At 40.9% G+C, this 24,490-nt stretch carries 25 protein-coding genes; 14 read left to right on the top strand and 11 right to left on the bottom strand.

The window, feature by feature from the left end; genetic code table 11:
* Positions 1-28: 28 nt before the first annotated feature.
* From dapF to HWV03_RS22005, 6 genes are all read left to right on the top strand, one after another.
* Positions 29-859, top strand: a complete 831-nt coding sequence (gene dapF, locus HWV03_RS22030) for a diaminopimelate epimerase (RefSeq protein WP_211677932.1) — start codon at positions 29-31, stop codon at positions 857-859.
* Positions 856-1,578 (top strand): DUF484 family protein, encoded by a 723-nt coding sequence (locus HWV03_RS22025; RefSeq protein ID WP_211677931.1) that lies wholly within the window; start codon positions 856-858, stop codon positions 1,576-1,578. The genes dapF and HWV03_RS22025 overlap by 4 nt, the downstream gene beginning before the upstream one ends.
* Complete coding sequence (gene xerC / locus HWV03_RS22020) at positions 1,559-2,542, top strand: tyrosine recombinase XerC (protein WP_342357619.1); 984 nt, start codon at positions 1,559-1,561, stop codon at positions 2,540-2,542. Before HWV03_RS22025 ends, xerC begins: the two co-directional genes overlap by 20 nt.
* On the top strand, positions 2,542-3,258 hold the full coding sequence (gene yigB, locus HWV03_RS22015) for a 5-amino-6-(5-phospho-D-ribitylamino)uracil phosphatase YigB (protein WP_211677930.1): 717 nt from the start codon (positions 2,542-2,544) through the stop codon (positions 3,256-3,258). Before xerC ends, yigB begins: the two co-directional genes overlap by 1 nt.
* Before the next feature lie 46 nt (positions 3,259-3,304).
* Positions 3,305-5,473 (top strand): DNA helicase II, encoded by a 2,169-nt coding sequence (uvrD, locus tag HWV03_RS22010; protein ID WP_211677929.1) that lies wholly within the window; start codon positions 3,305-3,307, stop codon positions 5,471-5,473.
* A 96-nt stretch (positions 5,474-5,569) separates the two neighbouring features.
* Positions 5,570-6,214 (top strand): chromophore lyase CpcT/CpeT, encoded by a 645-nt coding sequence (locus HWV03_RS22005; RefSeq protein ID WP_255546977.1) that lies wholly within the window; start codon positions 5,570-5,572, stop codon positions 6,212-6,214.
* Between the two features lie 46 nt (positions 6,215-6,260).
* On the opposite strand, the gene rarD is transcribed toward HWV03_RS22005, so the two are convergent.
* From rarD to HWV03_RS21975, 6 genes are all read right to left on the bottom strand, one after another.
* A complete protein-coding gene (gene rarD, locus HWV03_RS22000; protein WP_211677928.1) occupies positions 6,261-7,166 on the bottom strand; it encodes an EamA family transporter RarD in 906 nt (301 codons plus the stop codon).
* 96 nt (positions 7,167-7,262) lie between these two features.
* On the bottom strand, positions 7,263-7,757 hold the full coding sequence (locus HWV03_RS21995; protein WP_045108564.1) for a thioesterase family protein: 495 nt from the start codon (positions 7,755-7,757) through the stop codon (positions 7,263-7,265).
* 117 nt (positions 7,758-7,874) lie between these two features.
* Positions 7,875-10,055, bottom strand: coding sequence for a hypothetical protein (locus HWV03_RS21990; RefSeq protein WP_211677927.1), 2,181 nt, complete (start codon positions 10,053-10,055; stop codon positions 7,875-7,877).
* The gene (locus tag HWV03_RS21985; RefSeq protein WP_211673474.1) at positions 10,048-10,728 is read right to left on the bottom strand and encodes a polyphosphate polymerase domain-containing protein; all 681 of its coding nucleotides are present in this window, start codon (positions 10,726-10,728) and stop codon (positions 10,048-10,050) included. The genes HWV03_RS21990 and HWV03_RS21985 overlap by 8 nt, the downstream gene beginning before the upstream one ends.
* Positions 10,725-13,340, bottom strand: a complete 2,616-nt coding sequence (locus HWV03_RS21980) for a CotH kinase family protein (protein WP_211677926.1) — start codon at positions 13,338-13,340, stop codon at positions 10,725-10,727. Before HWV03_RS21980 ends, HWV03_RS21985 begins: the two co-directional genes overlap by 4 nt.
* 2 nt (positions 13,341-13,342) lie before the next feature.
* A complete protein-coding gene (locus tag HWV03_RS21975) occupies positions 13,343-14,065 on the bottom strand; it encodes a DUF4956 domain-containing protein (RefSeq protein WP_211677925.1) in 723 nt (240 codons plus the stop codon).
* 222 nt (positions 14,066-14,287) lie between these two features.
* On the opposite strand from HWV03_RS21975, the gene recQ reads away from it, so the two are divergent.
* Positions 14,288-16,108 carry a DNA helicase RecQ gene (recQ, locus tag HWV03_RS21970; protein ID WP_211677924.1) on the top strand — a complete coding sequence of 607 codons (1,821 nt, stop codon included), beginning with the start codon at positions 14,288-14,290 and terminating at the stop codon, positions 16,106-16,108.
* A 33-nt stretch (positions 16,109-16,141) separates the two neighbouring features.
* The gene (locus HWV03_RS21965; RefSeq protein ID WP_211677923.1) at positions 16,142-16,429 is read left to right on the top strand and encodes a DUF3630 family protein; all 288 of its coding nucleotides are present in this window, start codon (positions 16,142-16,144) and stop codon (positions 16,427-16,429) included.
* Positions 16,430-16,449: 20 nt separating this feature from the next.
* Here the strand turns inward: HWV03_RS21965 and HWV03_RS21960 are convergent, their stop codons facing one another.
* Positions 16,450-16,815, bottom strand: coding sequence for an STAS/SEC14 domain-containing protein (locus tag HWV03_RS21960; RefSeq protein ID WP_211677922.1), 366 nt, complete (start codon positions 16,813-16,815; stop codon positions 16,450-16,452).
* Positions 16,816-16,947: 132 nt separating this feature from the next.
* Entirely contained in the window at positions 16,948-17,079 is a 132-nt protein-coding gene (locus tag HWV03_RS21955) for a DUF3149 domain-containing protein (protein WP_211673468.1), read from the bottom strand.
* Positions 17,080-17,371: 292 nt separating this feature from the next.
* On the opposite strand from HWV03_RS21955, the gene HWV03_RS21950 reads away from it, so the two are divergent.
* A complete protein-coding gene (locus HWV03_RS21950; RefSeq protein WP_211677921.1) occupies positions 17,372-17,554 on the top strand; it encodes a hypothetical protein in 183 nt (60 codons plus the stop codon).
* Between the two features lie 72 nt (positions 17,555-17,626).
* Here HWV03_RS21950 and HWV03_RS21945 read toward each other — a convergent pair whose 3' ends face one another.
* Positions 17,627-17,944: an energy transducer TonB gene (locus HWV03_RS21945; protein ID WP_211677920.1), complete on the bottom strand. Its 318-nt coding sequence runs from the start codon at positions 17,942-17,944 to the stop codon at positions 17,627-17,629.
* A 1,063-nt stretch (positions 17,945-19,007) separates the two neighbouring features.
* On the opposite strand from HWV03_RS21945, the gene HWV03_RS21940 reads away from it, so the two are divergent.
* Positions 19,008-19,817, top strand: a complete 810-nt coding sequence (locus HWV03_RS21940) for a hypothetical protein (RefSeq protein WP_211677919.1) — start codon at positions 19,008-19,010, stop codon at positions 19,815-19,817.
* Between the two features lie 179 nt (positions 19,818-19,996).
* Here the strand turns inward: HWV03_RS21940 and HWV03_RS21935 are convergent, their stop codons facing one another.
* On the bottom strand, positions 19,997-20,983 hold the full coding sequence (locus HWV03_RS21935; RefSeq protein ID WP_255546976.1) for a phage integrase: 987 nt from the start codon (positions 20,981-20,983) through the stop codon (positions 19,997-19,999).
* Between the two features lie 225 nt (positions 20,984-21,208).
* Entirely contained in the window at positions 21,209-21,649 is a 441-nt protein-coding gene (locus HWV03_RS21930) for a helix-turn-helix domain-containing protein (protein WP_211677918.1), read from the bottom strand.
* 116 nt (positions 21,650-21,765) lie between these two features.
* Between HWV03_RS21930 and HWV03_RS21925 the strand changes: the two genes are divergently transcribed.
* From HWV03_RS21925 to HWV03_RS21910, 4 genes are read left to right on the top strand one after another with little or no spacing between them, the layout of a single operon-like run.
* Positions 21,766-22,005, top strand: a complete 240-nt coding sequence (locus HWV03_RS21925) for a hypothetical protein (RefSeq protein ID WP_211677917.1) — start codon at positions 21,766-21,768, stop codon at positions 22,003-22,005.
* Positions 22,002-22,190 carry a hypothetical protein gene (locus tag HWV03_RS21920; RefSeq protein ID WP_211677916.1) on the top strand — a complete coding sequence of 63 codons (189 nt, stop codon included), beginning with the start codon at positions 22,002-22,004 and terminating at the stop codon, positions 22,188-22,190. The genes HWV03_RS21925 and HWV03_RS21920 overlap by 4 nt, the downstream gene beginning before the upstream one ends.
* A complete protein-coding gene (locus HWV03_RS21915; protein WP_211677915.1) occupies positions 22,187-22,465 on the top strand; it encodes a hypothetical protein in 279 nt (92 codons plus the stop codon). Before HWV03_RS21920 ends, HWV03_RS21915 begins: the two co-directional genes overlap by 4 nt.
* A gap of 2 nt (positions 22,466-22,467) precedes the next feature.
* The gene (locus HWV03_RS21910; RefSeq protein ID WP_211677914.1) at positions 22,468-24,489 is read left to right on the top strand and encodes a replication endonuclease; all 2,022 of its coding nucleotides are present in this window, start codon (positions 22,468-22,470) and stop codon (positions 24,487-24,489) included.
* Position 24,490: the final 1 nt, after the last annotated feature.

The following is a 24,490-nucleotide window of genomic DNA, read 5'->3' as shown; positions in this document are numbered from 1 at the left end:
AGAATGAAATAGAGGGTTACAGGTTCATATGTTTATACAGTTTTCAAAGATGCACGGTCTGGGTAATGATTTCATGGTCGTTGACTGTGTTACTCAAAATGTATTTTTTAATAATGATAATATCCGTCGTTTGGCGGATAGAAATACCGGTATTGGCTTTGATCAACTTTTAGTGGTTGAAGCGCCTTATGATCCTGATCTTGATTTTCATTATCGTATTTTTAATTCTGACGGTAGTGAAGTGGAACAGTGTGGTAATGGCGCTCGCTGTTTTGCCAGTTTTGTACGCCATAAAGGGTTAACGAACAAGAGCAAGATCGCGGTCAGTACGAGTGCAGGTAAAATTTCTTTACAGGTCGAATACGATGGTCAGATCACAGTAAATATGGGGGTGCCTGAATTAGCCCCGGATAAAATTCCGTTCCGTGCTACCAAGCAAGAAAAAACTTATATTTTACGTGCGTTAGACAGCACTGTGTTTTGTGGCGCCGTGTCGATGGGTAACCCGCACTGCGTGACATTAGTGGATGATATTGAAACTGCACCATTGGCCGATCTCGGTCATGCTATCGCACATCATGAACGTTTTCCTAACCGTGTAAATGCGGGGTTCATGCAGGTATTATCACCTGACCACGCCAAATTACGGGTTTATGAACGTGGTGTTGGTGAAACACGAGCTTGTGGTACAGGTGCCTGTGCTGCGGCTGTTATTGGCCAATTACAAGGTAAACTCGGCCAAGACGTGTGTATTGATCTGCCTGGTGGTAAATTGCAAATTTCATGGCGAGGTCCAGGTACACCTGTATTTATGACGGGTCCAGCAACCCATGTTTATGACGGACAAATTAATATATGATCGACGTTGAACCTTCGATGTTGAGCGCGGAAACGCCTGCTATCTCAGAGCAAGATGTGATTGCTTTTTTACAGGCTGATCCGGATTTTTTTGTGCGTAATAATGACTTAGTCGATTCCTTGCCAATTTCTCATGGCGCTCAAGGTAGTGTGTCTTTAGTGACATTACGGTTAGAACGACAGCGACAACGTATTGCCGATTTAGAACAGCAGTTACAGCAGTTAGTGGCTATTGCCGCTGACAACGATAAATTATTTCGTATCTATGCAGATATTTATACGGCCTTGTTTAATTGCACTTCAGTGATGCAAATGCAACGTATCTTAGTCACTCAGGTTCAATCTCAATTACCGTTAGCGGCTGTAAATTTACATTTAAATGAAGCCTATTTTTACCTTAAATCACAATATCTACCGTTAGCCATTTCCGCTGGACAGTTAGTGCGTATTCGCCAGAAACAATTTGCTGGCGGTGATCATTACTTTGGTCCTGTCGCTGGCGTGGATAAAGCATTATTGTTTGGTCAAGATGCCTTGGTTAACTCTGTGGCATTAATGGCATTAGGTGAGCGGGGTGAATACGGTTTACTCGCTATTGGCAGTGCGAATGCCGATCATTATCAGGCGGGCATGGATAACTTGCTGTTAGGTCAGCTTTGTCGCATTATCTCTACCCTGTTACCGCAACTGATGCCTTCACGTGACAACTCCATCAAATAATAATACAGCTGTAGGTAGTGAGCTACCTGCACAATGTGATCTACCTGTACAATTACTTAAACCTATCGAACGTTTTTTACGTTATATCACCAGTGAACGGCAATTAAGCCTACATACAGCCCGTAATTATCGCCGTCACCTGACTTTATTCGGCGAACAAATGCTGACGTTACCGATCACGGAATGGCGTGCCCTTGATGCTGCCCAGGTCCGTAAGTTAGCGACTTTAAATCATAAACTGGGTTTATCGCCTCGCAGTTTGGCAACCAAATTATCTGCATTACGCAGTTTCTGTGATTACTTGGTATTGCAAGGTGATCTCACCGCGAACCCTGCGAAAGGGGTATCGGCACCACGTCAGCATAAACCTTTACCTAAGAACCTCGATGTTGATGAAATTAATCAGTTATTAACCGTGTCTAATACTGAAGACGCTGATGACCCGTTTTTAGTGTTACGCGATAAAGCCATGATGGAGTTAATGTACTCTGCGGGTTTGCGGTTAGACGAATTGGTCAATTTAGATTTAAAAGATGTTAAGTTGCGTGAAAAAACCATGAGGGTGATTGGTAAAGGTAATAAACAGCGCCAGTTACCGATTGGTAGTATTGCGATCACCGCGTTACAAGCGTGGTTAGCTGTACGTGGTGAATATGCTGACAACGCGCAACCTGCATTATTTGTCAGTCAGTTACGGCGCCGAATTTCTCACCGTAGTGTACAGAGCCGGATGGCCAAATGGGGGCAACAGCAAACGTTGACCAGTCATGTTCATCCGCATAAGTTACGCCATTCTTTTGCTACTCATATGCTTGAATCGAGTGGTGATTTACGCGCCGTTCAGGAACTGTTAGGACATGCTAATATCAGTACCACACAGATCTACACTAGCTTAGACTTTCAACATCTGGCCAAAGTATATGATGCGGCTCACCCTCGTGCGAAAAAGAAAAGAGAAGATTGATGATATTCTATCGACGATTACACCAGATTAGAGCGATGAGCTTCGATCTTGACGATACCTTATATGATAACTATCCAGTCGTGCGTCGTGCTGAGGCTTGGATGCACATGCATTTACGTAGTCAGTATCCACACATTACGCATTTAGATGATAGTGCTTGGTCACAGCTAAAGCGTTATGTTCTTCATCAACAACCCCACTTGATACATGATATTAGTGGGATCCGGATAGCCTGTCTAATGACGTTATTCTTACGTCATGGCTATAGCGAACAAGAGGCTAAATCTGTCGCTAATACTATTTTTTCGCAAGTACAGGCGGTGCGTAGTGATTTTCAAGTGCCGGAACAAACCTTTGCGGTATTAGCAACACTTGCCAGTAAGATCCCATTAATTGCGATCACTAATGGTAATGTCGATACCGATAAAATTGGTTTAACGCCATTTTTTACGGCCGTGATAAAACCCGGAAATGGCTTGAGAATGAAACCGTACCCTGATTTATTTTCATTGGCAGCAGAGAGGTTAGCCTTACCGCCACAACATATTTTGCATGTTGGCGATCATCTTAAGTCAGATGTGGCTGGTGCGATCACTAATGGCTTCATGTCTGCGTGGTTTAATGACCAACAACAATCGCTCATGACGAGTAACAAAGCCAGTCATTTACCGGATATTGAAATAACGCACTTGGATGAATTAACAAGCCTGTTATAATCCCCCCATTCTACTGATTAAATATACAGTCTAAGGTGACTAAATTATGGATGTATCTCTCTTACTGGACGGCCTCAATGACAAGCAGCGTGATGCTGTTGCTGCACCACAATCGAGTATGCTGATTTTAGCGGGTGCTGGTAGTGGTAAAACCAGAGTATTGGTACATCGCTTAGCTTGGTTAATGCAGGTGGAGCAGTGCTCGCCTTATTCTTTATTAGCGGTGACATTTACCAATAAAGCCGCAGCAGAAATGCGTGGTCGTGTTGATAAATTATTAGAAGGTCGTCAGCAAGGCATGTGGATCGGTACTTTCCATGGTATCGCGCATCGTCTATTACGCGCCCACCATTTAGATGCTGGCTTACCCGCTGAATTCCAAATTATTGACAGTGATGATCAACTGCGGTTATTGAAACGTTTGATCAAAGCCATGAACCTTGATGAGAAGCAGTGGCCGGCAAAACAAGCTATGTGGTATATCGGCGGTAAAAAAGATGAGGGCCTGCGCCCTGAACACCTACAAGCGTATGATCCGATTGAACGTACCTGGATCAAGATTTATCAAGCTTATCAAGAATCTTGTGATCGTGCAGGCTTAGTCGATTTCGGTGAGTTGCTATTGCGTTCGCACGAACTTTGGCTGCACAAACCACATATTTTAGCGCACTACCAAGATCGTTTTTCTAACATTCTAGTGGACGAATTCCAAGATACCAATAATATCCAATATGCGTGGTTACGTATGTTGACTGGCGATCGTGGTAATTTGATGATCGTAGGTGATGATGATCAGTCCATTTATGGCTGGCGTGGTGCACAGGTCGCGAATATTCAACGCTTCTTAACTGATTTCACGGGTTCTAAAACGATTAAACTTGAACAAAACTACCGTTCGAGCAGCAATATTTTGAATGCGGCTAATGCGCTTATCGTCAATAACAGTGAGCGTATGGGTAAAGAGTTATGGACTGAAGATAACGAAGGTGAACCTATCTCATTGTATGCCGCATTTAATGAAGTCGATGAGGCGCGTTTTGTTGTTAGCCGAATTAAAGAGTGGCAAGACCAAGGTGGTTCACTCAGTGATTGTGCGATCTTATATCGTAGTAATGCTCAATCTCGTGTGCTTGAGGATGCGTTATTACAGGAACGATTAGCTTACCGTATTTATGGTGGATTACGTTTCTTTGATCGTCTTGAAATTAAAGATGCGATGGCCTACATGCGCTTGAAGAATAATCGTGATGATGATGCGGCATTTGAGCGTATTGTTAATAAACCGACGCGTGGTATTGGTGATCGTGCTTTATCGTTATTGCGCGATGCCAGTCGTGAACAGGGCTCGACATTATGGCAAGCGGCGATCTATTTACTCGATAACAATTTGATTGCTGGTCGGGCGGCGAGTTCGATCCGTAAGTTTGTTGAGTTGATCACGCAATTGGATAACGATGTGGCCGAGCTTGCCCTGCATGAACAAATTGATCATGTGGTTTTATACTCAGGGCTGAAATCTATGTATCAGCTTGAGAAAGGTGAAAAAGCCCAATCTCGTATTGAAAACTTAGAGGAGCTGGTTTCTGCTGCCCGTGGTTTTAAGATCCCTGATGACAGTGAAGAAATGACTGAGTTATCTGCATTTTTAGCCTTTGCGGTATTAGAGTCTGCAGAAGGACAGGCTGATGAGTTTGAAGATGCGGTGCAATTGATGACTTTACACTCGGCGAAAGGCTTAGAGTTCCCTGTGGTATTCATGGTCGGTGTCGAAGAAGGCATGTTCCCAAGTCAGCAATCGACAGAAGAAGCAGGGCGTATGGAAGAAGAGCGCCGTCTTTGTTATGTGGGTATTACCCGTGCGATGAAGAAGCTATATATCAGTTATGCGGAGTCGCGTCGTTTATACGGTAAAGAGATGAATCACCGTCCGTCTCGTTTCATTCGAGAAGTACCCGAAAAGTATATTGAAGAGATTCGTTTAAAAACTCAAATTCGCCAACCAACTCAGTTTGGGCGTTTTAGCGCGGGTTCTGAAAAAATGTCATTTGAGTCGACAGGTTATCAGTTAGGTCAACGTGTACTGCATGCTAAATTTGGTGAGGGTATTGTGATGAACTATGAAGGCAGTGGTCCACAATGTCGTATTCAAATTGAGTTTGATCAACTGGGCAGTAAATGGTTGGTAGTTTCTTACGCTAGGTTGCAGGCTCTATAGTCATATAGTATAGTTGCGCGATTTTTAGGGTAGTATCACTGCATGCTAAACGCTGACGGGATGTTAGCGCTACCCATGCGGTTACAGGGAGTTCTTTTGATATTACGATTTATCGTCGCATTAATGTGCTTATTTAGCTCGTTTGCTTATTCTGCTGTTTTTAAATCAGAACATACGGCGTTATTAAAGCAATGGTTATCTGGCATATATAGATCGACCAATGATGTGATTCAAGGACGTGAAATTAACATCGATCTAAATATCTCTCCTATTTGGCAAGACCGTATTGACGGTGAATGGCTATATATGGAGAGTCGTATTACTCACTCTTCAAACAAACCATTTCGTCAGCGTATTGTGCAATTAGTTGCTACCCCGAATGGTTTGATCCGTTTATACAGTTATTCTATTCCACGCGCATCTGACTTTGCTGGCGCTTATTATACGCCACAACTATTGACGAGTTTGACTCAATCTCAACTCAGTATTAGTAATAACTGTGAATTACTGATTGAGTTGAAGGTTACATATACCTTTGTTGGTGAAACTGATCCTGACTCTTGTATTACTCATCGAACGAACACACCATTAATGACGACATTTTTTGCTGTCTCAAAAGTGAATATTTCATTTTTAGATGGCGGTTATGATAAGTTTGGAAAATTAGTACCGGGTCGACTTGATGTGCCCATTACTTTTTTGAAAATTGAAGATTATGACGTGAGTAAATACGCAAAATAAAATAAGCACCTAAGGGTGCTTATTTTATTTGTATCGCGGTAATGAACTAAGATTTTAATCGCGCACGTTGATGACGGTTATTTTTAAAACCATCGATGCTAAACACGACTAATCCAGCCCAAATAAACACAAACGTCAGCAGTGTTTCGGTATTCATAACTTCATCATAAAGCGTGACACCAAGAATAAAGATTAATGTTGGGCCTATGTATTGGAAGAAACCTAGCGTTGATAAAGGTAAGCGTATAGCCGCATGATTAAAGCAGAGTAGCGGTATTGTGGTGACAAAGGCAGCACTGAGTAACAGTAAGTTAAGGTGCATACTGTTGGCACTCAGATCCGATGTTGCTGAGTCGGCGAAGATAAATAAATAAGTGGCTGCGATAGGTAGCATGATAATAGTTTCAATTAACAGGCCAACTAGCGCATTGAGACGTAATTTTTTACGCAGTAATCCATAGAAACCAAAAGTACAACTTAGGACCAAGGCTATCCAAGGCAGATATCCTAGTGTAATAACTTGAATTATGATCCCGCTCACCGCAAGTAAAACAGCAACCCACTGTAATTTACGCAATTTTTCCGATAAAAATACCATGCCAAGCAAGACGTTAATAATTGGGTTAATAAAGTAGCCTAAGCTGGCATCGAGTAAATGGTCGTTATTTACCGCCCAAATATAGGTTAACCAGTTAGCACTGATTAATAATGATGTGCAGATCAGTAATAACACATTTTTAGGCTTTGATAATACCGATTTTACCATTGGCCATAATTTAAATAGGCTCAGTAATACCGCAATTAAAATACAAGACCATAGCGCGCGATGGGCTAATATTTCATAAGCAGGTACTTGGTTTAATTGTTTAAAATAGAGGGGGGCCATGCCCCACATTACGTAAGCAAGGAGTGCGAATATCACCCCTTGCTTAGTCTCATTGTTGGTTGTCATTACTTATACCAGTGATTTTTATAGGTGTAGATAGATTGGTTAGCATAACAATGATGAATAAGCAGGGGTAGTGATATTAATAATCTTTATTGTTGGTTATCCGACTAAATAAGTGCCAGTACCAAAGGCAATGTGGATCCCTTCTTGATTGTGCAGCTCCATACGGGTAACCGCAACTTTATTACCCGAACGAATCACGTGTGCTGTGGCGGTAAATTCATCTCCCCAACCTGGACGTAAATAGTCGACTCGCAAGTCTATCGTACCGAGTGACTTTAGATTTTTATGAAAGTTAGCGGTACTTTTTGTTTCCATGTAGGGGATGGCTGCTGCTGCCACTAACATGCCGCCTGCGACATCAAGCAGACTCGCTGTTACACCGCCATGCAGTATTTTTCGGATAGGGTTACCAATCAATTTATCATCCATGTTGATGCGTAATTCTATACTGTCAGTGGTGTAGTTGGTGATGCGCATGCCGAGTAGGTCGTTAAATGGCATTTGGTTCATAAACATATCACTGATGAAATCCAGCATTTGCTGTTCAGTGAGTTCTTGATCAATTACATCTTGCTCTGTCATTGTTTGCATGCGTCCTGCCTAAACTGTATGTGCTATTAAAATCGAGTGTTTAATAAGTGAGTTACGTTAAGGTAGCTCACTTCTGTCGAAAATACACCTTAAATTAGTTATTCAGCAGATATTATTTTATGAAGGGCTGGGTTCTGGTATCAATATTATGCCTTGGTAACCAGTTAATGTGATCTTATTTATTCGTTCGCTTAAGCTGCCATCGGCATTAAGACGTCGGTAATATCCGGGTAAGTCTAGGGTTACCCTTGCTTGCTCACTGAATTGTTTATTACCGCCATTACGGTCGGTATAATAAAGTATTAAACCATGTTGATAGCGCCGAGCGATGACTGCTACTGTTGGCGGCTGCGGTTGCTGCCAAGGTAATAAACGGTTGGCTTGACGATAAAAATAAAACCAATGGCTTGGGGTTATTGATCGCGTTTGATTATTCACAGTGAGTTGCGTATCGAGGCTGGTCGCCATTATATTATTGTCTTTATCAACATAGTCGACAGGCGGGTAGTTATCGGGAGCTGAAATCGGTTGACCAATGTTATAGCGTAACATTGCAGTGGGCTGGTAAGCGACATTGTTTGGAATGCCGGGTTGGTAGTAGTTATCTGCTCGGGTATTTTTGCTCGAGTAATAAAAACTATTATTCCATTGCTGATAAAAATCCAGTCGGGGGTTATTCAGTAAGTAGAAAATAGCCAGATTGGTGCTTTGGTCATGCTGCCAGTTTGCTTGACTATGGCCTTGCCAACGTACTTTTCCGCCTTTACGCATATGCGCCATCAGCACGCTACGCTTACCTTGTGCGTTTAATAAGAAATGTTCCCAGCGTTGCAGTAATCCGCGTTGTTGTGACAAGCCTAGGCTTGGATTAATGTAATCTTCACGTACAAAAAAATTAAACCCGGCAACCAAAGATTGTAAGTCGGGTTGGCTAAAGAGGTTTAAATCAGAGATATTGGCACCAATCCAAGCTTGTGGGTTTGTTTGTTGTAAATGCTGGTTAAAGGCACTTAGACTCTGCCAATAAGATTTTCCTGCTTGTCGAACAGGGATCTGTAATTCGAGAATATTTCCTTCAGTGGTGGTGGGAAATTGGGTACTGTTCGGAACCCGGTAAAGTGAGTCATTATAAGCACCTCGGTAGCCTTGTTGTTGCCAATGTTGATAAAGATAGTCTGTTAGTAAAGTGCGATTGAGTGCAGAGAATAAATTAACGTAGCATAGCGCTGATTTTTCATTCCACATTCTACCTAATGGTATCAAGCGCGCTTGATACGGCAAGCGAGCACTGGCATTATTATTTAAACGTTGCAGGTATTCACTATCATCAATATATCCATCTTTATTACGATCGTTAATGGGATCCCAGCCGGGGATTGTTACATAGTGTTTTTTTGATTTTTCAGTAAATTGATACCAACTTGGTAAACGGAGTTTAGTTAACGTTAACCCTGTAATTGGATTATTAATCTCAATTTTCAGTGCATAAAAACGGGCGTGTTCAACGTTTAATTGGGCGCTTAATTGCGAGCCGAGTTGTGATGAAATGCTTACTCTTGGCCAACGTAGCGGGGAGGGCCAGCGGCTGTTTAATGTCGATGCTAAAGGTTGTGTTAACAATGGTTGCCAAGCATATTCAAGTGTGTTTGTTGCTATGTCTCGTGTTGCATAGGAAATGGTTATATTGCTGCTTTCGAGTTGCTGCCCATCAAACTCTATATCTAAACCTATTAATTTTTCTGACGAAAATAAATATAAGGTTTGGTTTTTCTTTAGCACTAGCGGTTGCTGTATTGGCATGCTGAGGGGCTTAATGCGACCTTGCCGCGTTAGGGTTGAAGCTTCTTGAGTGGCAACAAACTCGGGAGTGCCGTAGAGTGGAGTATGCACACCGTGATTGTTGTTTGGTATTTCAAATTGGGTGTCGTTTTGAAAGTGTAGAAATAACGATTCATAATCTTGCTGATTCAGGGTCATCCAGTGGCGTAATTGTTGTTCCTTTTGGCCCATCTGCCAATCTAGTTTTTGGTTATACATATAACCAAGTTGGGTAATTTTTTTGGCATTATATTGACTATAATGCCCACCAATACTGATATCGGCATGCTTATCTTCCCATTGTGATACTGCAGAGGCTGAATGAAATCGTTGCTGAAAATGAGGCGCTGTCGCGGCTTGCTGTTGGCCTGTGAGCACCCAAGCGGTACCCGCAGAAGGATATACTTGACTGACTGCGACCGAAATTACGAAAATAAATATCAGTAAACCAGCGCAGAAGCCAATCAGATACCTATACATAAATCATGTGTCTCACACCATTCACGTATTTTGAATGTCGTGAAGGGTTAAGCGGGCAGCGACTGACTAAATCACTGAGCAGACGTTCATGTTGATCTTGGCATTTTAATTCCAATAGCACATAGTCGCCCATTTTTCGTGAGCGAGTGGTATTAGGTTTACTCCAATAGCGCTGATCGTATACTTCCATACGACTATCAAGTGTCGCGCGTATTCGTCCACAAAAACTGACTAGGTATTGACGCTTATAACGTCCTAGCAATATTGGGTACGTTTGGCTGTCCCATTCTGACAGTGCTTGTAGAGGTAGCTGAGATTGGCAGTGCTTAATGTGATCTGACCAACTAATATTGGGATCATCAAAGTTGAGCTGTAAAGGATAAATGACTTTACAACCTTTACCGCTACGGCGTTGTTTAAACTCAAGCTGCGCTTTACCTGCGTTAGTAATATCGTGATACCAACGAATACGCATTTTGTTACGGTTGCTAATACCGGTGAGGTTCTCGGCAAAGCAAGCCATTTGGTAACTGTCAAAATAAACACTATTTACATATTGGTCTGGGTGATGCTGGCTAAATCCCATTGATGATAGCCTCAACCAAGACAGCATGTACTCTAAGCGATTAAGCGGGATTGGTATTTTAATTTCAAAGCGATAGTCTTGGGTCATTTTGGTTTGTCCGAGCGCATTGAGCCAGTATAAAGTTTCTTCACGTTTAATTTTCTAGCGGTTTGTTGTTGACCATCCAATGACAGGTAGTTATTTTTTTGAAGCATGCTGATATTGCTGCAGTTATCACAGTTAAAACTAGATGCTTGTAAACTCGCCCCACCAAAGAATGGTTTTTTCATATAAGACATGAAGAGGTAATGTTTTATATCGACAGCATTAATATCGGCAGCGGTAACCTGCGAACCATCTTTGGCAACAATACCAAATGCCGCATTATTCACTTGGATATTACTCGCATCAACGCTGCTGTGTTCGCCAGCTGAAATGGCTTTATCACGGATTTGACTAAATTTGCTATTACGCACGATAATGTTTGAACCACTAATATCAATGGCATCACCACCAGACCTCACGCCGACAGTGTTGAATTGACTGTCACTGATCGTGCCTTTACAAAAATCACAATCAAAGCCATCTGAATAAGCATTTTCGATGAGTAATTTAGTCAAATTAAATTTACTATTTACCATATTAAAAGCATCTTCGGAACGGTTATTACGCAAGGTAATATCATTGGCATTAAGGTCTACATCGTACATGTACAGTGCCCCTCTGGGTTGCCAATTGCCTTGTTTTGGACTTGCACTGGCTGCCATATCCAAATGTTGGATTGTTGATTTACTGCCTGAGCCAAATACCGCAATACCTTGCCAGGTTTTTTTATTACTGGCAGTGAGGGTGACTGGATATTGAGTACTGCCATCAATATCAAGTTGCCCGAAAATTAGCATGCCTGCATTTTTGCTGAAACGTAAATGGGTATTTTCCGGTATATACACTCGGGTATCTTCAGGGGTGATGAGATAATCATTAATTTGCCAATTACCGGGTTTGAAATACCAACCATCTTGTTGCACTTGAATAAAGTCATATTTAGCAAGTACACCAGACTTTTGCAGCATAGTCAGAGGTCGAGGTAAAAAACTCGTTGCAGATTCACCTAATTCAAAGCGATATGTTTGGAGTTTTTTATTATTTTGGCGACTGAGTAATTTAATATTATACGCTTGAGCGTTATCGATGATTAAGCTGCCGTCAGCTTGGTTACTGATTAAGGTAAAAGGTAATTCGGGCGCATTGACTAAACTAATTTCACTGCCCCATTTGTCACTGACAATTATATCAACAATAGATACAGGTGATTGATTATTATTACGTAACTGCAGTTGTTTTTCATTGTTGCTATAGCGAAACTGACTGGCAAGATCCCAAGGTAATTCCGCGCTGAATGTATCGACATGACGATGCCAGTCTGTGGGCATGGTGGGGAGTGATTGACAACCGTTTGCTAAACATTGTGCGTGGACCGTTAAACTATCAAAATTATAGCCTTGCAGTAATGGCGAACCATGCTGCATTTTTTTAATAATGTGCTGCTGTAAAATATCTAATTGTTTAGGTAATTTTTTATTCTTAACAAGGGTAATAAGGTGATTGAGCGCTCTATCGTATTGGTCTTGTATTTTGTCATCGTCCAGCATGGCTTGGATCAGCGGGAATTGAGCACTGACGGGCTGTAATAAAATTTTATCCGGTACTGGAGATAATGCTTCATCACTTTGGATCGGTTCAAGTTTGGCGGTATGTGGGTTGTAATAAAAGCGTAAGTTGTTCCAGCTAAAAGCATGCCATGCAGACCACAGATCGACGGTTGCTATGTATTGGCCAAGTTTACGACTGTCAAATACATCGGATGCTTTGCGGCGTTGATTGAGAAAATCACTGAGTAAGGTTAAAGCTATCTTACGTTGTTTATTTAAACTCGGGTCACTGATCGCGTCACGCTGTTGAAATACTTTGGGACGAAATATTTTGTGTAATTGGCTATTATCTTCTTTTTGTGTGGCTTGCTCTAATTTTAGAATGAGTCCTTCGGTACGGTTATTATTGGCGAGTAACTCTTTGGCGAATACTTCTTCTAATAGCATCAAGCCCCAAGGTGTGCCGTTAACGGTCAGATTAACAGGGATATGCTGAGGTGAAATAATATCAAATCCGGCCACATCTAAAGTTTTCGTAAATAATAGCGGGGCGTGATTACCGCGTACATTTGGGCTGAGTAAGGCAAACCTTTTTACTCTTAATAGACTGCTTTTACCTTTTAATTCGACACGTAACGACCATCGCTGTGGCGCCGCAACATGATCTAATAAATCACCTTGTAGACGTACCTTGGCGCTATATTTGTTTTGTAAGTAACTGACACTGGCTTTGACCTCAGAGCGTTGGGCGGGGATTTGACCTTCTTTTAATGCTTGTTTTCGATCGGCAACCAAGCGCATCCAATCTTGATATTTAATATCTAACTGTAAGTTCGGGATATTAGTATCGGCGTTGAGGTATTTTAGTGGCGCATCAATCAGGGCGTTTAATAGTTGTTTGTTTTTTGTGTTGCCGTCAGTACTGTGTGCAACAAAACCATGCTGGATAAGCCAGTTTTTAACGGTTTTCGGCGATGGGGTCATGAGCAATAATATCAATAACAACCCACCAATCGTGTACCAGCGATCGCGTTTTTTAAACCGCGATCTGTTTTCGGATAGGAGCATGGTTACACCCCTGCGATGTTATGTTGTTCGAGTAAAGATAACGCAACTCCTGGATATCGATGTTCTAATGCTTCAAATAAATTATCTAAATGTTCACTGTTGGCAAAAGAGATAAAAAAGGTGGCTTCGACGAGTTGCCGTTCGTGATCATAGCGGCGTAAATCACTGCGGGTGGTATAGGCGGTGAAGATCGCTTGCAGTTCACTGATACTTACTTGATTTTCACCTTCATGTTGATGGCGTAATGATAAGAAAATACCTTTTTCGCCATGGTGCTCTGTTTTAGAATGTCTAATAAAGCTCACCAGTATTAAGGTGGTAATACACGCTGTGATTGCTGCCGTTGTTTGCCCTGCACCTAGAGCGACAGCAATACCAATATTTAAAAATAAATAAAGCAGTTCTTCAGGTTCTTTTATTGGGGTACGAAAGCGTACAATTGATAACGCTCCCACTAGGCCTAGCGCCAGAGCGAGAGATGCTTTAACAATTGAGATAATTAAGATAACCGTCAGCATAAGTAAAGGAAATAAACGGGAGAAATCTTGGCGGTTACAAAATGAAGAGGCGAAATAGCGGAAGTGGGCACCAATAACCCAAGATAAAGCAAAGCCTATCACCAAATTCATTAATAATGGTGCGAGCATGACACTCGCAAAAGGGAAGAACATGTCCTGAACTTCGTTTGGTAAAAACGCGGCTATAGCAGGGTTAATTTGTTCCACAATAGACTCTCCTTGTATGTGGGTACGCGTAAATATATAACTATTTTTTATACTGTTACGATCCAGTTTAGGCAATATTCTGTATATTGATGACTACAGTTGAATAATTCGCGCTAATTTTGTTTTAGTAGCATTTGTTTAGTGCATGCATATCCTGCTAAAATCGCCGATTACGTTATTTACAGAACACCCCAAATTGAATTAAACCGAGAACGAACTATCATGACAGCATCTGTTTCAACTCTTCCATCAGCTCAACACGTACTTGAGAGCGTTTTTGGCTATCAACAATTCCGCATGGGTCAGGAAGACGTGATCGCACATGCTGTCGCAGGACTTGATAGTTTAGTTATTATGCCTACGGGTGGCGGTAAATCATTATGTTATCAAGTACCCGCATTAGTGCGTGGTGGATTAACGATAGTGTTAAGCCCGTTAATTTCGTTAATGAAAGATCAGGTTGATGCATTGCGAGCGAGTGGTGTTTCTGCTGCTTATATGAATTCAACGTTGGCGCGACAAGAGTCTGCGCAAATCTTTAATGATTTAAATAATAACCGTCTACAAGTATTGTATTTATCGCCTGAACGTTTGATGGTGGGCGATTTTTTACAGTATTTACAACAGTTGCCGATCAGTTTATTTGCCATTGATGAAGCCCATTGTATTTCGTCTTGGGGTCATGATTTTAGACCTGAATACAATGAGTTAGGTAAGTTGAAACAGCTGTTTCCAAATGTGCCTTTGATGGCATTAACGGCCACGGCAGACGATGCAACACGCTTAGATATACTGAATCAATTGCAAATGAACGACCCGAAAGTGAGTATGTCGAGTTTTGACCGACCTAATATTCGCTATTCACTGGTGGAAAAATTTAAAGCGTTAGATCAGTTAAAGCGTTATGTAAAACAACAAGACGGTGTCAGTGGCATTGTTTATTGCACAAGTCGTAAACGCGTTGAAGAAGTGGCGGAAGGGTTAACGCGGGCAGGGTTTGATGCTAAGCCTTATCATGCTGGTTTGTCCCAACAAGAGCGTCAAGATACACAAGAAACCTTTATTCGTGATGAATTGGATATTGTGGTGGCGACAGTGGCATTTGGGATGGGGATCAATAAGCCTAACGTGCGGTTTGTTGTGCACTACGACTTACCAAAAAATATTGAATCATATTACCAAGAAACAGGCCGAGCAGGGCGAGATGGCTTACCCGCAGAAGCATTATTAATGTTTGATCCCGCGGATATTATGCGGGTACGTTATATGGTTGAACAAACTGAAAACGAACAGCAGCAACGTGTTGAAATGCATAAACTCAATACTATGGTGGCATTTGCCGAAACACAAACGTGTCGTCGTCAGGTATTACTGAATTATTTTGGTGAGTTTAATGATAGAGCCTGTGGTAACTGCGATATTTGTTTAGACCCGCCGAAACGTTATGATGGCGCTAAAGATGCACAAATGGCATTGTCGTGCGTGTATCGTGTTGGCCAGGCATTTGGTATGGGATATGTGGTTGATGTATTAAGAGGTTCGCAAAATCAACGGGTGAAAGAGCGTGGGCACGATAAGTTATCGACGTTTGGTATTGGTAAAGATAAATCACAAGAGCATTGGTTAAGTGTGTTACGCCAATTAGTGCATAGCGGATTATTATTACAAAATATTACCCGCAGCTCGGTATTACAATTAACAGAAGCCGCACGTCCGGTATTACGTGGTGAGCAAGAGCTAGAGTTAGCTGAGCCTCGATTACAGCCGATTACGAATGTCGATAAAGCGCCAAAACGCAGTAGTCGTATTGCTAACTTTAATTATGACCGAAAGCTGTTTGCTGCACTGCGTAAGTTACGTAAAGATATTGCCGACAGTGAAAATATTCCACCTTATGTTGTGTTTAATGATGCTTCATTAGCTGAAATGGCAGAAATAAAACCACAAAATGAAGCTGAAATGTTGGATATTAACGGTGTTGGTCACGTTAAATTAGAACGTTTCGGACGTCAATTTTTAACTAAAATAGCGTCTTACGATTAACATTACAGATTGATCGTATTTAAGGATAAAACAATGAATTGGACACTGGCAACACAGCAAGCAACAGATAATATTTTGATGTTAGAGCATGAAGCGGTGAGCTTCGAAAACTTTACGACGCTTGCACCTAAATTAGTCACGTTATTAGATGCGCGAGTATGTGATAAAAATTGGGGAGCGGATCGCCACGCTTGGGTGTTGGAATATAAGGATATTAATTTGTTGTTTGAATTTGAAGATTACACATGCAGTGTATGGCTTGCTGTTACGCGTGAAGAAGACAAGGGTATTCTTGCTGAAATCGCAACAAAGTTAGCGTAGGCGCTTAATTATTATATCAATTAAAAATACTCTTCTTCGTTAAACCATAATTCTGCTTGTAATATTGTTGAGAAAGTTTCGACAGTAATGGGATTGATCGCCTCGATGGTTGTTGCAATTGAATGCAGCCATTTGGGTTCGGAAACCAAGGCTATTTTATGCCAATATTGCCAGTATTTTATTCCCATCATGGCATCATCGATTAAGGCATGAAATTCAAAACCTGAAAAATCATCTGCAAATATCACGCAGACGTTTATCTGAGTGTGCTGTTTAAGAATATCGGTTATGACGGGTTCTAATACATTTTCGTAATCACTGTGAGTGATTGTTTTAGATAGATTTATAAACAGATTGGCTTCAGAAAGGTTGATGATAGTGATCATGGACATCTCCGGGTAATTGAATGTCCTTAATCAATGCAAGGCATAACTTGGTGTGCATAGCGGCTAACATTCATGACTATGCACTAATTATAGTCGCTATTTGCTAATAGTAATTAACCCGTAGTTGTTACCTTATCGACTCTTCACAATAAACATACTGATAAGTACACTGACAATAATAAAGGTGAGGGCGATGACACTAATGGAGGCAATGCCGACCGTGTCAGAAAAAAGATCGCTTAAAAGTTTAGTCCAAATTTCCATCGTGTTCGTCCTCTTATTATTGGCTATATCAGTAAATAGTAATGCTTGTATTGGTAAGTAATAGTTACTTATTTATGAGTAATACTACCGTGTCCTATGTTTGATAAACTGATCCAGATCAGTGAATGTTTTTGTTACCGTTATGTTATTTGGAAAGTGTGATGACGGCATATGATGACTCGTTTTTTGCATTCTTATCAGGCTTGGGGATGGTTTACATTGATACATTTGGTTTTAGGCGGATGCTACGCACGGCCATGGAGCAATGGGTAAATAAACGGGCGGTGCTGTAATGGATTTTCCTACAATATCACTATTAGCACAATTGGGTATTCACCCTCTAACAATTGGCGCAGCGTGGGTAGGTTGGCAACTAGTTAAGATTAACAAAGGTATTCAAAGCACTTTAACTGCGCATGATAAACGTATTGATAAAGTTGAATGGGAACAAGAGCGCATTGCGGATAAAAACTAGAATGTAACAACCATAAAAATGCACTCAGTTTGAGTGCATTTTATTTTTCCGTTTAAGCAATTAGTTAGCTTTTTACTCTGTAACCTCGAATAAAAATCTAACTTTCTGGTTCAGTAATTTAACAGGAGTACCGTTTACTACCTTTGGCTCATATTTCTGTTTTGATATAGCATTTAGAGACGCTTCATCAAAATAACCTACAGGATACGACTCTACAACTCTGAGGTTTAATGGCTGACCATTCTCATCAATATCAAATTTAATTTGCACAAATCCATTACGTACAGGTTGGTGCGTATTTACACAGCCAGCCAACATTAATGACGATAGAAGACAAATAATAATATTTTTCACTGAATCTCCGTTTAAAGCTAATGCAGCTTGAGCCATTTTCTAACTGGCTTTCACCGCTTCTTTGCACATGCCAATTAATACTGCCTTTAATGCATCAAATGGTAAACCACCGATTTTAGGTATGATTTTGTCTTTTGCGCTCTGTCATATAGTTTCATTTTTATCGCGTCAGCAAAATCATGCCCTTCCCAAGTTAGAGTAATGGAGTAACTCGAATAATGCGACTAGGTGTAGAACTTGAATACATAGTCTCACAGCGGACCCATCCTGCTTTAATTTAATTGTCATCAACAATATTAAATTTACCTTTCATTACAAGTAGATATAGTAAAACTCCCGTAATCTATCAAATAAGACACTCAATTCGAGTGCTTTTTTATGTCTGAAATATAATTCCATTGAATTGCGGGTCAGCTTTTGTATAATGCTCGTCCGCCTAAGTGCGGCACAATTTGCATGGGTTCCCTTACCTTCATTGGGTAAGCTTGCCATGTACTAGAATTTTTATTTTATATAATGCTCTAGTAGCACAATTTGCATGGGTTCCCTAAAACCATACTCTATTGAGTGTCTTTGCGTATGGTTTATAATTAACACCTCACTTCTGATATGCCGTACATCTGATTAGGTGTGCTTCATGCCGCCAATCTGCCGCCAATTTCCTATAAAAATAGAGCCTGAAACAAAGTGCAACTGAATGACTTATCGAGTTATTGTTGATGCTAAATTGATGGGGTAGGAAAACCTTGGGATGCTCAACCGAGGTGATATTTTTAATAAGAATTCACGTGAAAGCTAGATTCACCAGAATGGTGAAAAATTACCTATCCGAAATTATAGGTTGAAGCTAGTTTTAAAGGGTAAAAATAAGCATTAGAGAAGATGTTTTATTTAAGTGCTGAAATGGCTCTGCGCATTGTTACCTTTATTTTAATAGGCCGCACAGGGGCGATTTTATCCAATTTATCAGAAAGGTAGTGACTGGTGAGATAATTTATTATCTCTTTGTTATAGAACATAAATTCATTCTCAATTACAATCATGGCATTGAAATTTGATTGTCTATAATAGGCGTTAATAATAAAAAGGTATTAACTGAATGACAAATGGAACGAATAAAAAAAATATGTCAGCAAAAGAGCAGGAGACAGCTCAATGCTTTGTTATTATGCCAATATCCTCTCAAAGTGGTTATGATGATGATCATTTCAAACTGGTTTATGAAGATATAATTAAGCCGTCAATTATAGCTGCAGGTTTAAACCCATTTCGTGCCGACGAAACTAAAAATACAAATTTAATACAGTTAGACATTCTTCGTAACGTCATAGAGTCTGAAATAGCGATCTGCGATATGAGCGCTAGAAATCCGAATGTTTTTTATGAGTTAGGAATGCGACAAGCATTTGACCTACCAACTGTACTTTTACGTGATGAAGTTACTGATGCACCTTTCGATGTAAATGGTTTACGCTATGTAACTTATAAAAAAAGCATGAGACATCGTGATGTCGTGGAGGCTGTTAAAGAGTTAACAGAAGCAATTAAGGATACATACGCAAAACGAAATGACAAATCTGAGATCAATTCTTTGATTAGATTAATGGAGCTAGCCTCTCCAGCAACATTAAATAAGGTTGAATTATCGGAAGAGGCTAGGTACGAGAAACGTAATGAATTACACCTCAAAGATATTATGTCTAGTATTGAACATTTGAGTTTAAATCAAAATGAAATTTTTATTGAATTGCGAAAATCAAAACGCGAACCAGGCATATTTCAAAATAAAGAAAATAAAGAAAACGAACAAATGAGAATGCAGATTGAATATATGAAAGAGGAGCTAATGAAAGCGAAAGATAAAGAAAGAATGATGATGAGCGCTAAAAATATAACTTTACCTGTTTAAATTAAAACACGATAAAGGCCTCCCTTCCTAATACCTTTTGTTTTACCGATTATCCACTGCGCATAACGCATTTTATGGTTAAATCGGGATGATGGCGTCAATTAGGCGCCTTCACTTAATTTACAATATTATGTTTCATAGGGAATTTCATTCACCGCTAACCAAATATGTTGATTAAATTATTCAATATCAGCTATCGGATTCAACCTAACCGCATCTTCTAAATGGTCGGGTGCAAAGTGTGAATACTTCATTGTATCTACAATTGAGGCATGACCAAGTATCCTTTGCAGCACCAAAATATTACCCCCGTTCATCATAAAGTGACTCGCAAATGTATGGCGTAACACATGCGTCATTTGTCCGCGCGGTAATTTAATTTTCGCGTTCTTAATTGCAGTTCTGAATGTTGAATCGTTACAACTTTCAGGAAATAGCTTACCTTTTCGTTTCGGCATTATATTTGATAGTGCCGGTGATATTGGCACCGAACGCGGCTTGTTTCCTTTGGTGCTGACGAAGGTTACAATATTTTTTGCTATATGCTCACTGCGAAGGTTGGCGGCTTCACCCCATCGACAACCTGTACTTAAACAAATCTTGGTAATAACCAGCGCATCTTTGTTGTGTGAGGTTTCTAACTTTTCAAGTAGGTAGGTCATTTGCTTAGGCTGCAAGAATCCCATTTCAGCCCGTTTGTGTTTTAGCATTCTAACGCCTTCAATCGGGTTGCCTTTGCTCCATTCACCTAACCTTGTTAGCTCATTAAATAATGCGCGTACATAAGTCTGCTCATTGTTAACGGTTTTAGGGCTTACTTTTTCAAGGCGTAATTTACGGTAGGCTGCAAACATGGTTTTATCAAATTTACTAGCTAGTGGATTACCCATTATTTTTGATAGTGCTAATAATTTATTTTTGCGGTTGAATCCATCGGTGAGCGTTTGGCCGTGTAAGTTATACCAAGTTTCGATTAAATCATTAAGCCGTTCTGTATCGTTAAGTTCCTCTAACCAACCTTCCTCTTTTGCCTTTTTTCCAATGTAGGCTTCAAACCTAACCGCTTCGGTTTTCGTGCTAAACCGCTTTCTAATTCTACGACCATTGCGCCCAAACGGGTACATTTCGACAAGGTGATAACCATCTGTTTGTTGCGTTATAGACATAAACTACCCTTATTTATATGATCTTAGACACTGTTTTAAATAAGTTTACAGTGGTAAGCTGTATAAATAAACAGTGGTTTTGAAGGGATTCAATGAAACAAGATTATATTAGAGCTTATCAATTAGTGTCTGAATTTGTGACTATCAACAATATGCCAGACTCGGTAACTAAAGCTGTGGAATGGCATAATTGGAGCATTAAGGCGCAAGAATGGGAGCGAGCAGCTAAACCGCGTCGCGTCCATCTTCAGATTGTTCAATCAACTTGCCACCCTCTGCAACAAAATCATGACGTAACAAATCCGCTAACATCGAAAACTGAATATCAGGTTTAGGTGTTAACCAGCCGAGTGCAATTGATGCTGTAAGCATGCGCTCAAATGCTGCATCCAGTAATTCTGCAGGAACACCGTTATTACACATCTTTGGAATATCGTCACCGGGTGCGATTTGTCCACTCTCTGGGGCTAATGTATTTGTGGTGAACCATAGTGCGTACTGAGGGAAGTGCTCAGTAATTTTTAACAATGCTTTACCTGATGGTGACCTAGTTTCTCTCTCATACTGCTCTAAAGAACTCTTCGGCATTGATAAAATATTTGCGAATTCAACTCTGTTATAGCCGTGCGCTTCTCTAATTAGTTTAATCTTTTCGCCTACTTGCATTTGACAGCACTCTATTGAATGGTTTAACATCTAAACAACACTCAATAGAGTGTGGTTTGTTCAGGTTGCCCCTCTATTGAGGGCGTAACTTCCCATTACATCAACAGGAGTAAGTAATGTCGATAAATATTTGCCTCGATCTCCCTCAAATGAGCGTTGTTGAATATGCGCGCCGCCAAGGGGTTAGCCCTGATTCGGTTAAACAGTTAATGAATGCAGGCGCTCTCCCATTTATCCAGCGTGGCCGCGGCTGTATGCGCTACGTAAATATGGTTGCCTTAGCTGCTCAGGCTGCTCAATTATTTGAAAGCCAAGACGCTTGGAATCAACCACACAAAATCGAGGATATCTTATGAATCCTAGTTTAGCACCAGAAGATAGGCAGCGCGGCCTAGCGCACGTACAAAAGCTACGTGTTGAGCTGCAAGCGGTCATAGATAATAAAAAAGTGGAACGTAGGGTTGGCGGATACGATCTTAATAGTCGTGTTTCGTTTCTTAAACCAAAAGCAAAGCAACCTTTGATATTGGGGGCACTATGAGTATTTCAGTTTATCCGGTTCCTTTCCAATCTGACACACAAGTCAGTGTCGGTATTGTTCATGCTGGTATTGCTATTGCCTTTCATGGTGTAACGAATGTGTACATCGTAACGGGCAGTTGTAGCGATGATATTATTTCTTTTGATTTACGCCATTCAAAAATTCACTTGGGTCTTGTTTCACTATCGCCTGACCAAGCTACGGTATTTAAAACGGCGCTTAATAAGCACGGCGTTTTTGGTGGCTCGTTACCCGCTATATTGGATGTGGCTTGATAATGCTTGATAAAAACACCTCTTGCGTAGACCTTGATAATGTCGGTGATTTGATGGACCCATCCCGCCTAAGAGTCCAAAAAGAAACGCCCAACACCACTGAATCGTTAACGCCGGAGTTGCGCGCTGTAGTCGCTGATTTTGTTGAAAGTTACAAACATAAATATAATGTTGATTCACCACAAGAGCGGGCGAACGACTTCGCTAGTTCTGTGCTGAATAAATTTGATTTTCCTTACGATATAAAAAACTACCTTGATAAAGCCACGGCAAGAAAATTCAAGCAAAAGGGCTTTAAACGCGCCCTGTCTTTTATTGAATTACGCAGTGGCCAAGTTGCTCAAGCATTTTCTATGCTGCCTGAGTCTTGGGATAAAGTTGATACTGAGTATAAACGTGCTCGACTTGCTGACGAGTTAGCAGGTCGCGCACGTATGCACTTAGCTGATGCGGTAAAAAATGGTCTATCACCCTTTGAACTACTGATGGAGATAAACAAGTACGTTGGTTTGTCCATGTGGGTACCAGCATTTGAGCATTCCGCAGAGTTAAAAGACGGTGACGCTGCTTACAAATATATTCTTAATCGTTCGATTGATGATGTTTTCTGGTTACGCACTATTAATACAGCTGTGATTATTGCATTTGAATCTGCTCGCCGTGCCGCAGGTATGGTTTCCCCTCATGTTAGCCCGTATGCCTCATTCAATAATCGCCAGTGGTTCAAAGAGCGCCAGAAAAGACAAGCCGAATGGGTTGAAAAAATGGCACTTGAAAGTGACGAAGGCGAAACGCTGGATTTAAAAGATGTGCGTAATGCGTCTATTGCTAACCCTGCTAATCGCCGTCATGAATTAATGGCGCGTATTCGTGGCTGTCAGGAATATGCGGATTCGGTCGGGTTCGTGGCGCTGTTCGTCACCTTGACCGCACCGGGCAAATATCACCGATTAAAAAAACGCGGTAAATACTTTATTGAAAATCAAAACTGGAATGGTGCGCCGCCTGTTATGGCTCATCGTTGGATTAGTGCTGTATGGGAAAAGTTTAGGTCTGCGGTAGGGCGTGAAACTAAGAAACGGCCAGCGTTAGATTATTTCGGTATGCGCGTTGTAGAACCGCATGTTGATGGAACACCACATTGGCATGCTGTTTTTTTTGTTGCCCCTGCGCATGTTGATGGATTTACCAAAATGCTTGTTAGTTATCAAACTAAGTATGACTGCAATGAATTATATACAGAGGATGGGCGCAGGAAAGAAAGAGCGATTAAAGCCCGTGTTGATATAAAGAAAATCGACCGTAACAAAGGTGATGCCGTTGCCTATATTGCTAAATACATTTCTAAAAATATTGATGGTTTCGAACTCGAAGGGTTAAACGATTTAGACGCTAAAAAAGTGAATCTGGTTGATTCCATTGTCAACGTAACTTCGTGGTCACGTGCGTATTGTTTCCGTCAATTCCAATTTCAAAAAACACCTTCCGTTACGGTTTGGCGCGAGCTTCGCCGAATCAAAGTTGCGCATGAAGCCGTATGGTTTGAAAAAATCCGTGCCTCTGCTGACTGTGGTTGTTTCGCTTCGTACTTCGATTTCATGGGCGGCTATCAAACACCGCAATCACGCAGACCTGTTTACACCTCTTACACCTTAACTGAAAACAAATATCAGGAAAACGTGAAAATAATAGACGGTTTATTAGGTTTTTTTGATGACGATGGCGATATGGAAAACGTGCAGGTTTTTACTCGCGAGAAGGTGTGGAAAATGGTCAAAAAAGGCGTTGAAGCGGTAGCTGATACGGTTGTTGGCTCTGTGTCTGGTCTTGGCGCTTTGGTGTCTGAAGGAAGCGACGAAAGTCGTTTCCCTCGGTCTAGTGTCAATAACTGTACGCAAATAGAAAATGATGAAAATAAAGAAGTTGAGTGTCGTTTTACCAAGCACTTAAGACCTAATGTCTTGGCTGGTATTACGCATGATGAATATGCAGAAGAACTTTTTAACGGTTTCAAATGGATTTAAG

The organism is Moritella sp. 36 (genome assembly GCF_018219415.1).
Taxonomy (GTDB): Bacteria; Pseudomonadota; Gammaproteobacteria; order Enterobacterales; family Moritellaceae; genus Moritella.
Note: the sequence above shows the minus strand (reverse complement) of the source record. Positions and strands in the feature narration are given on the sequence as shown.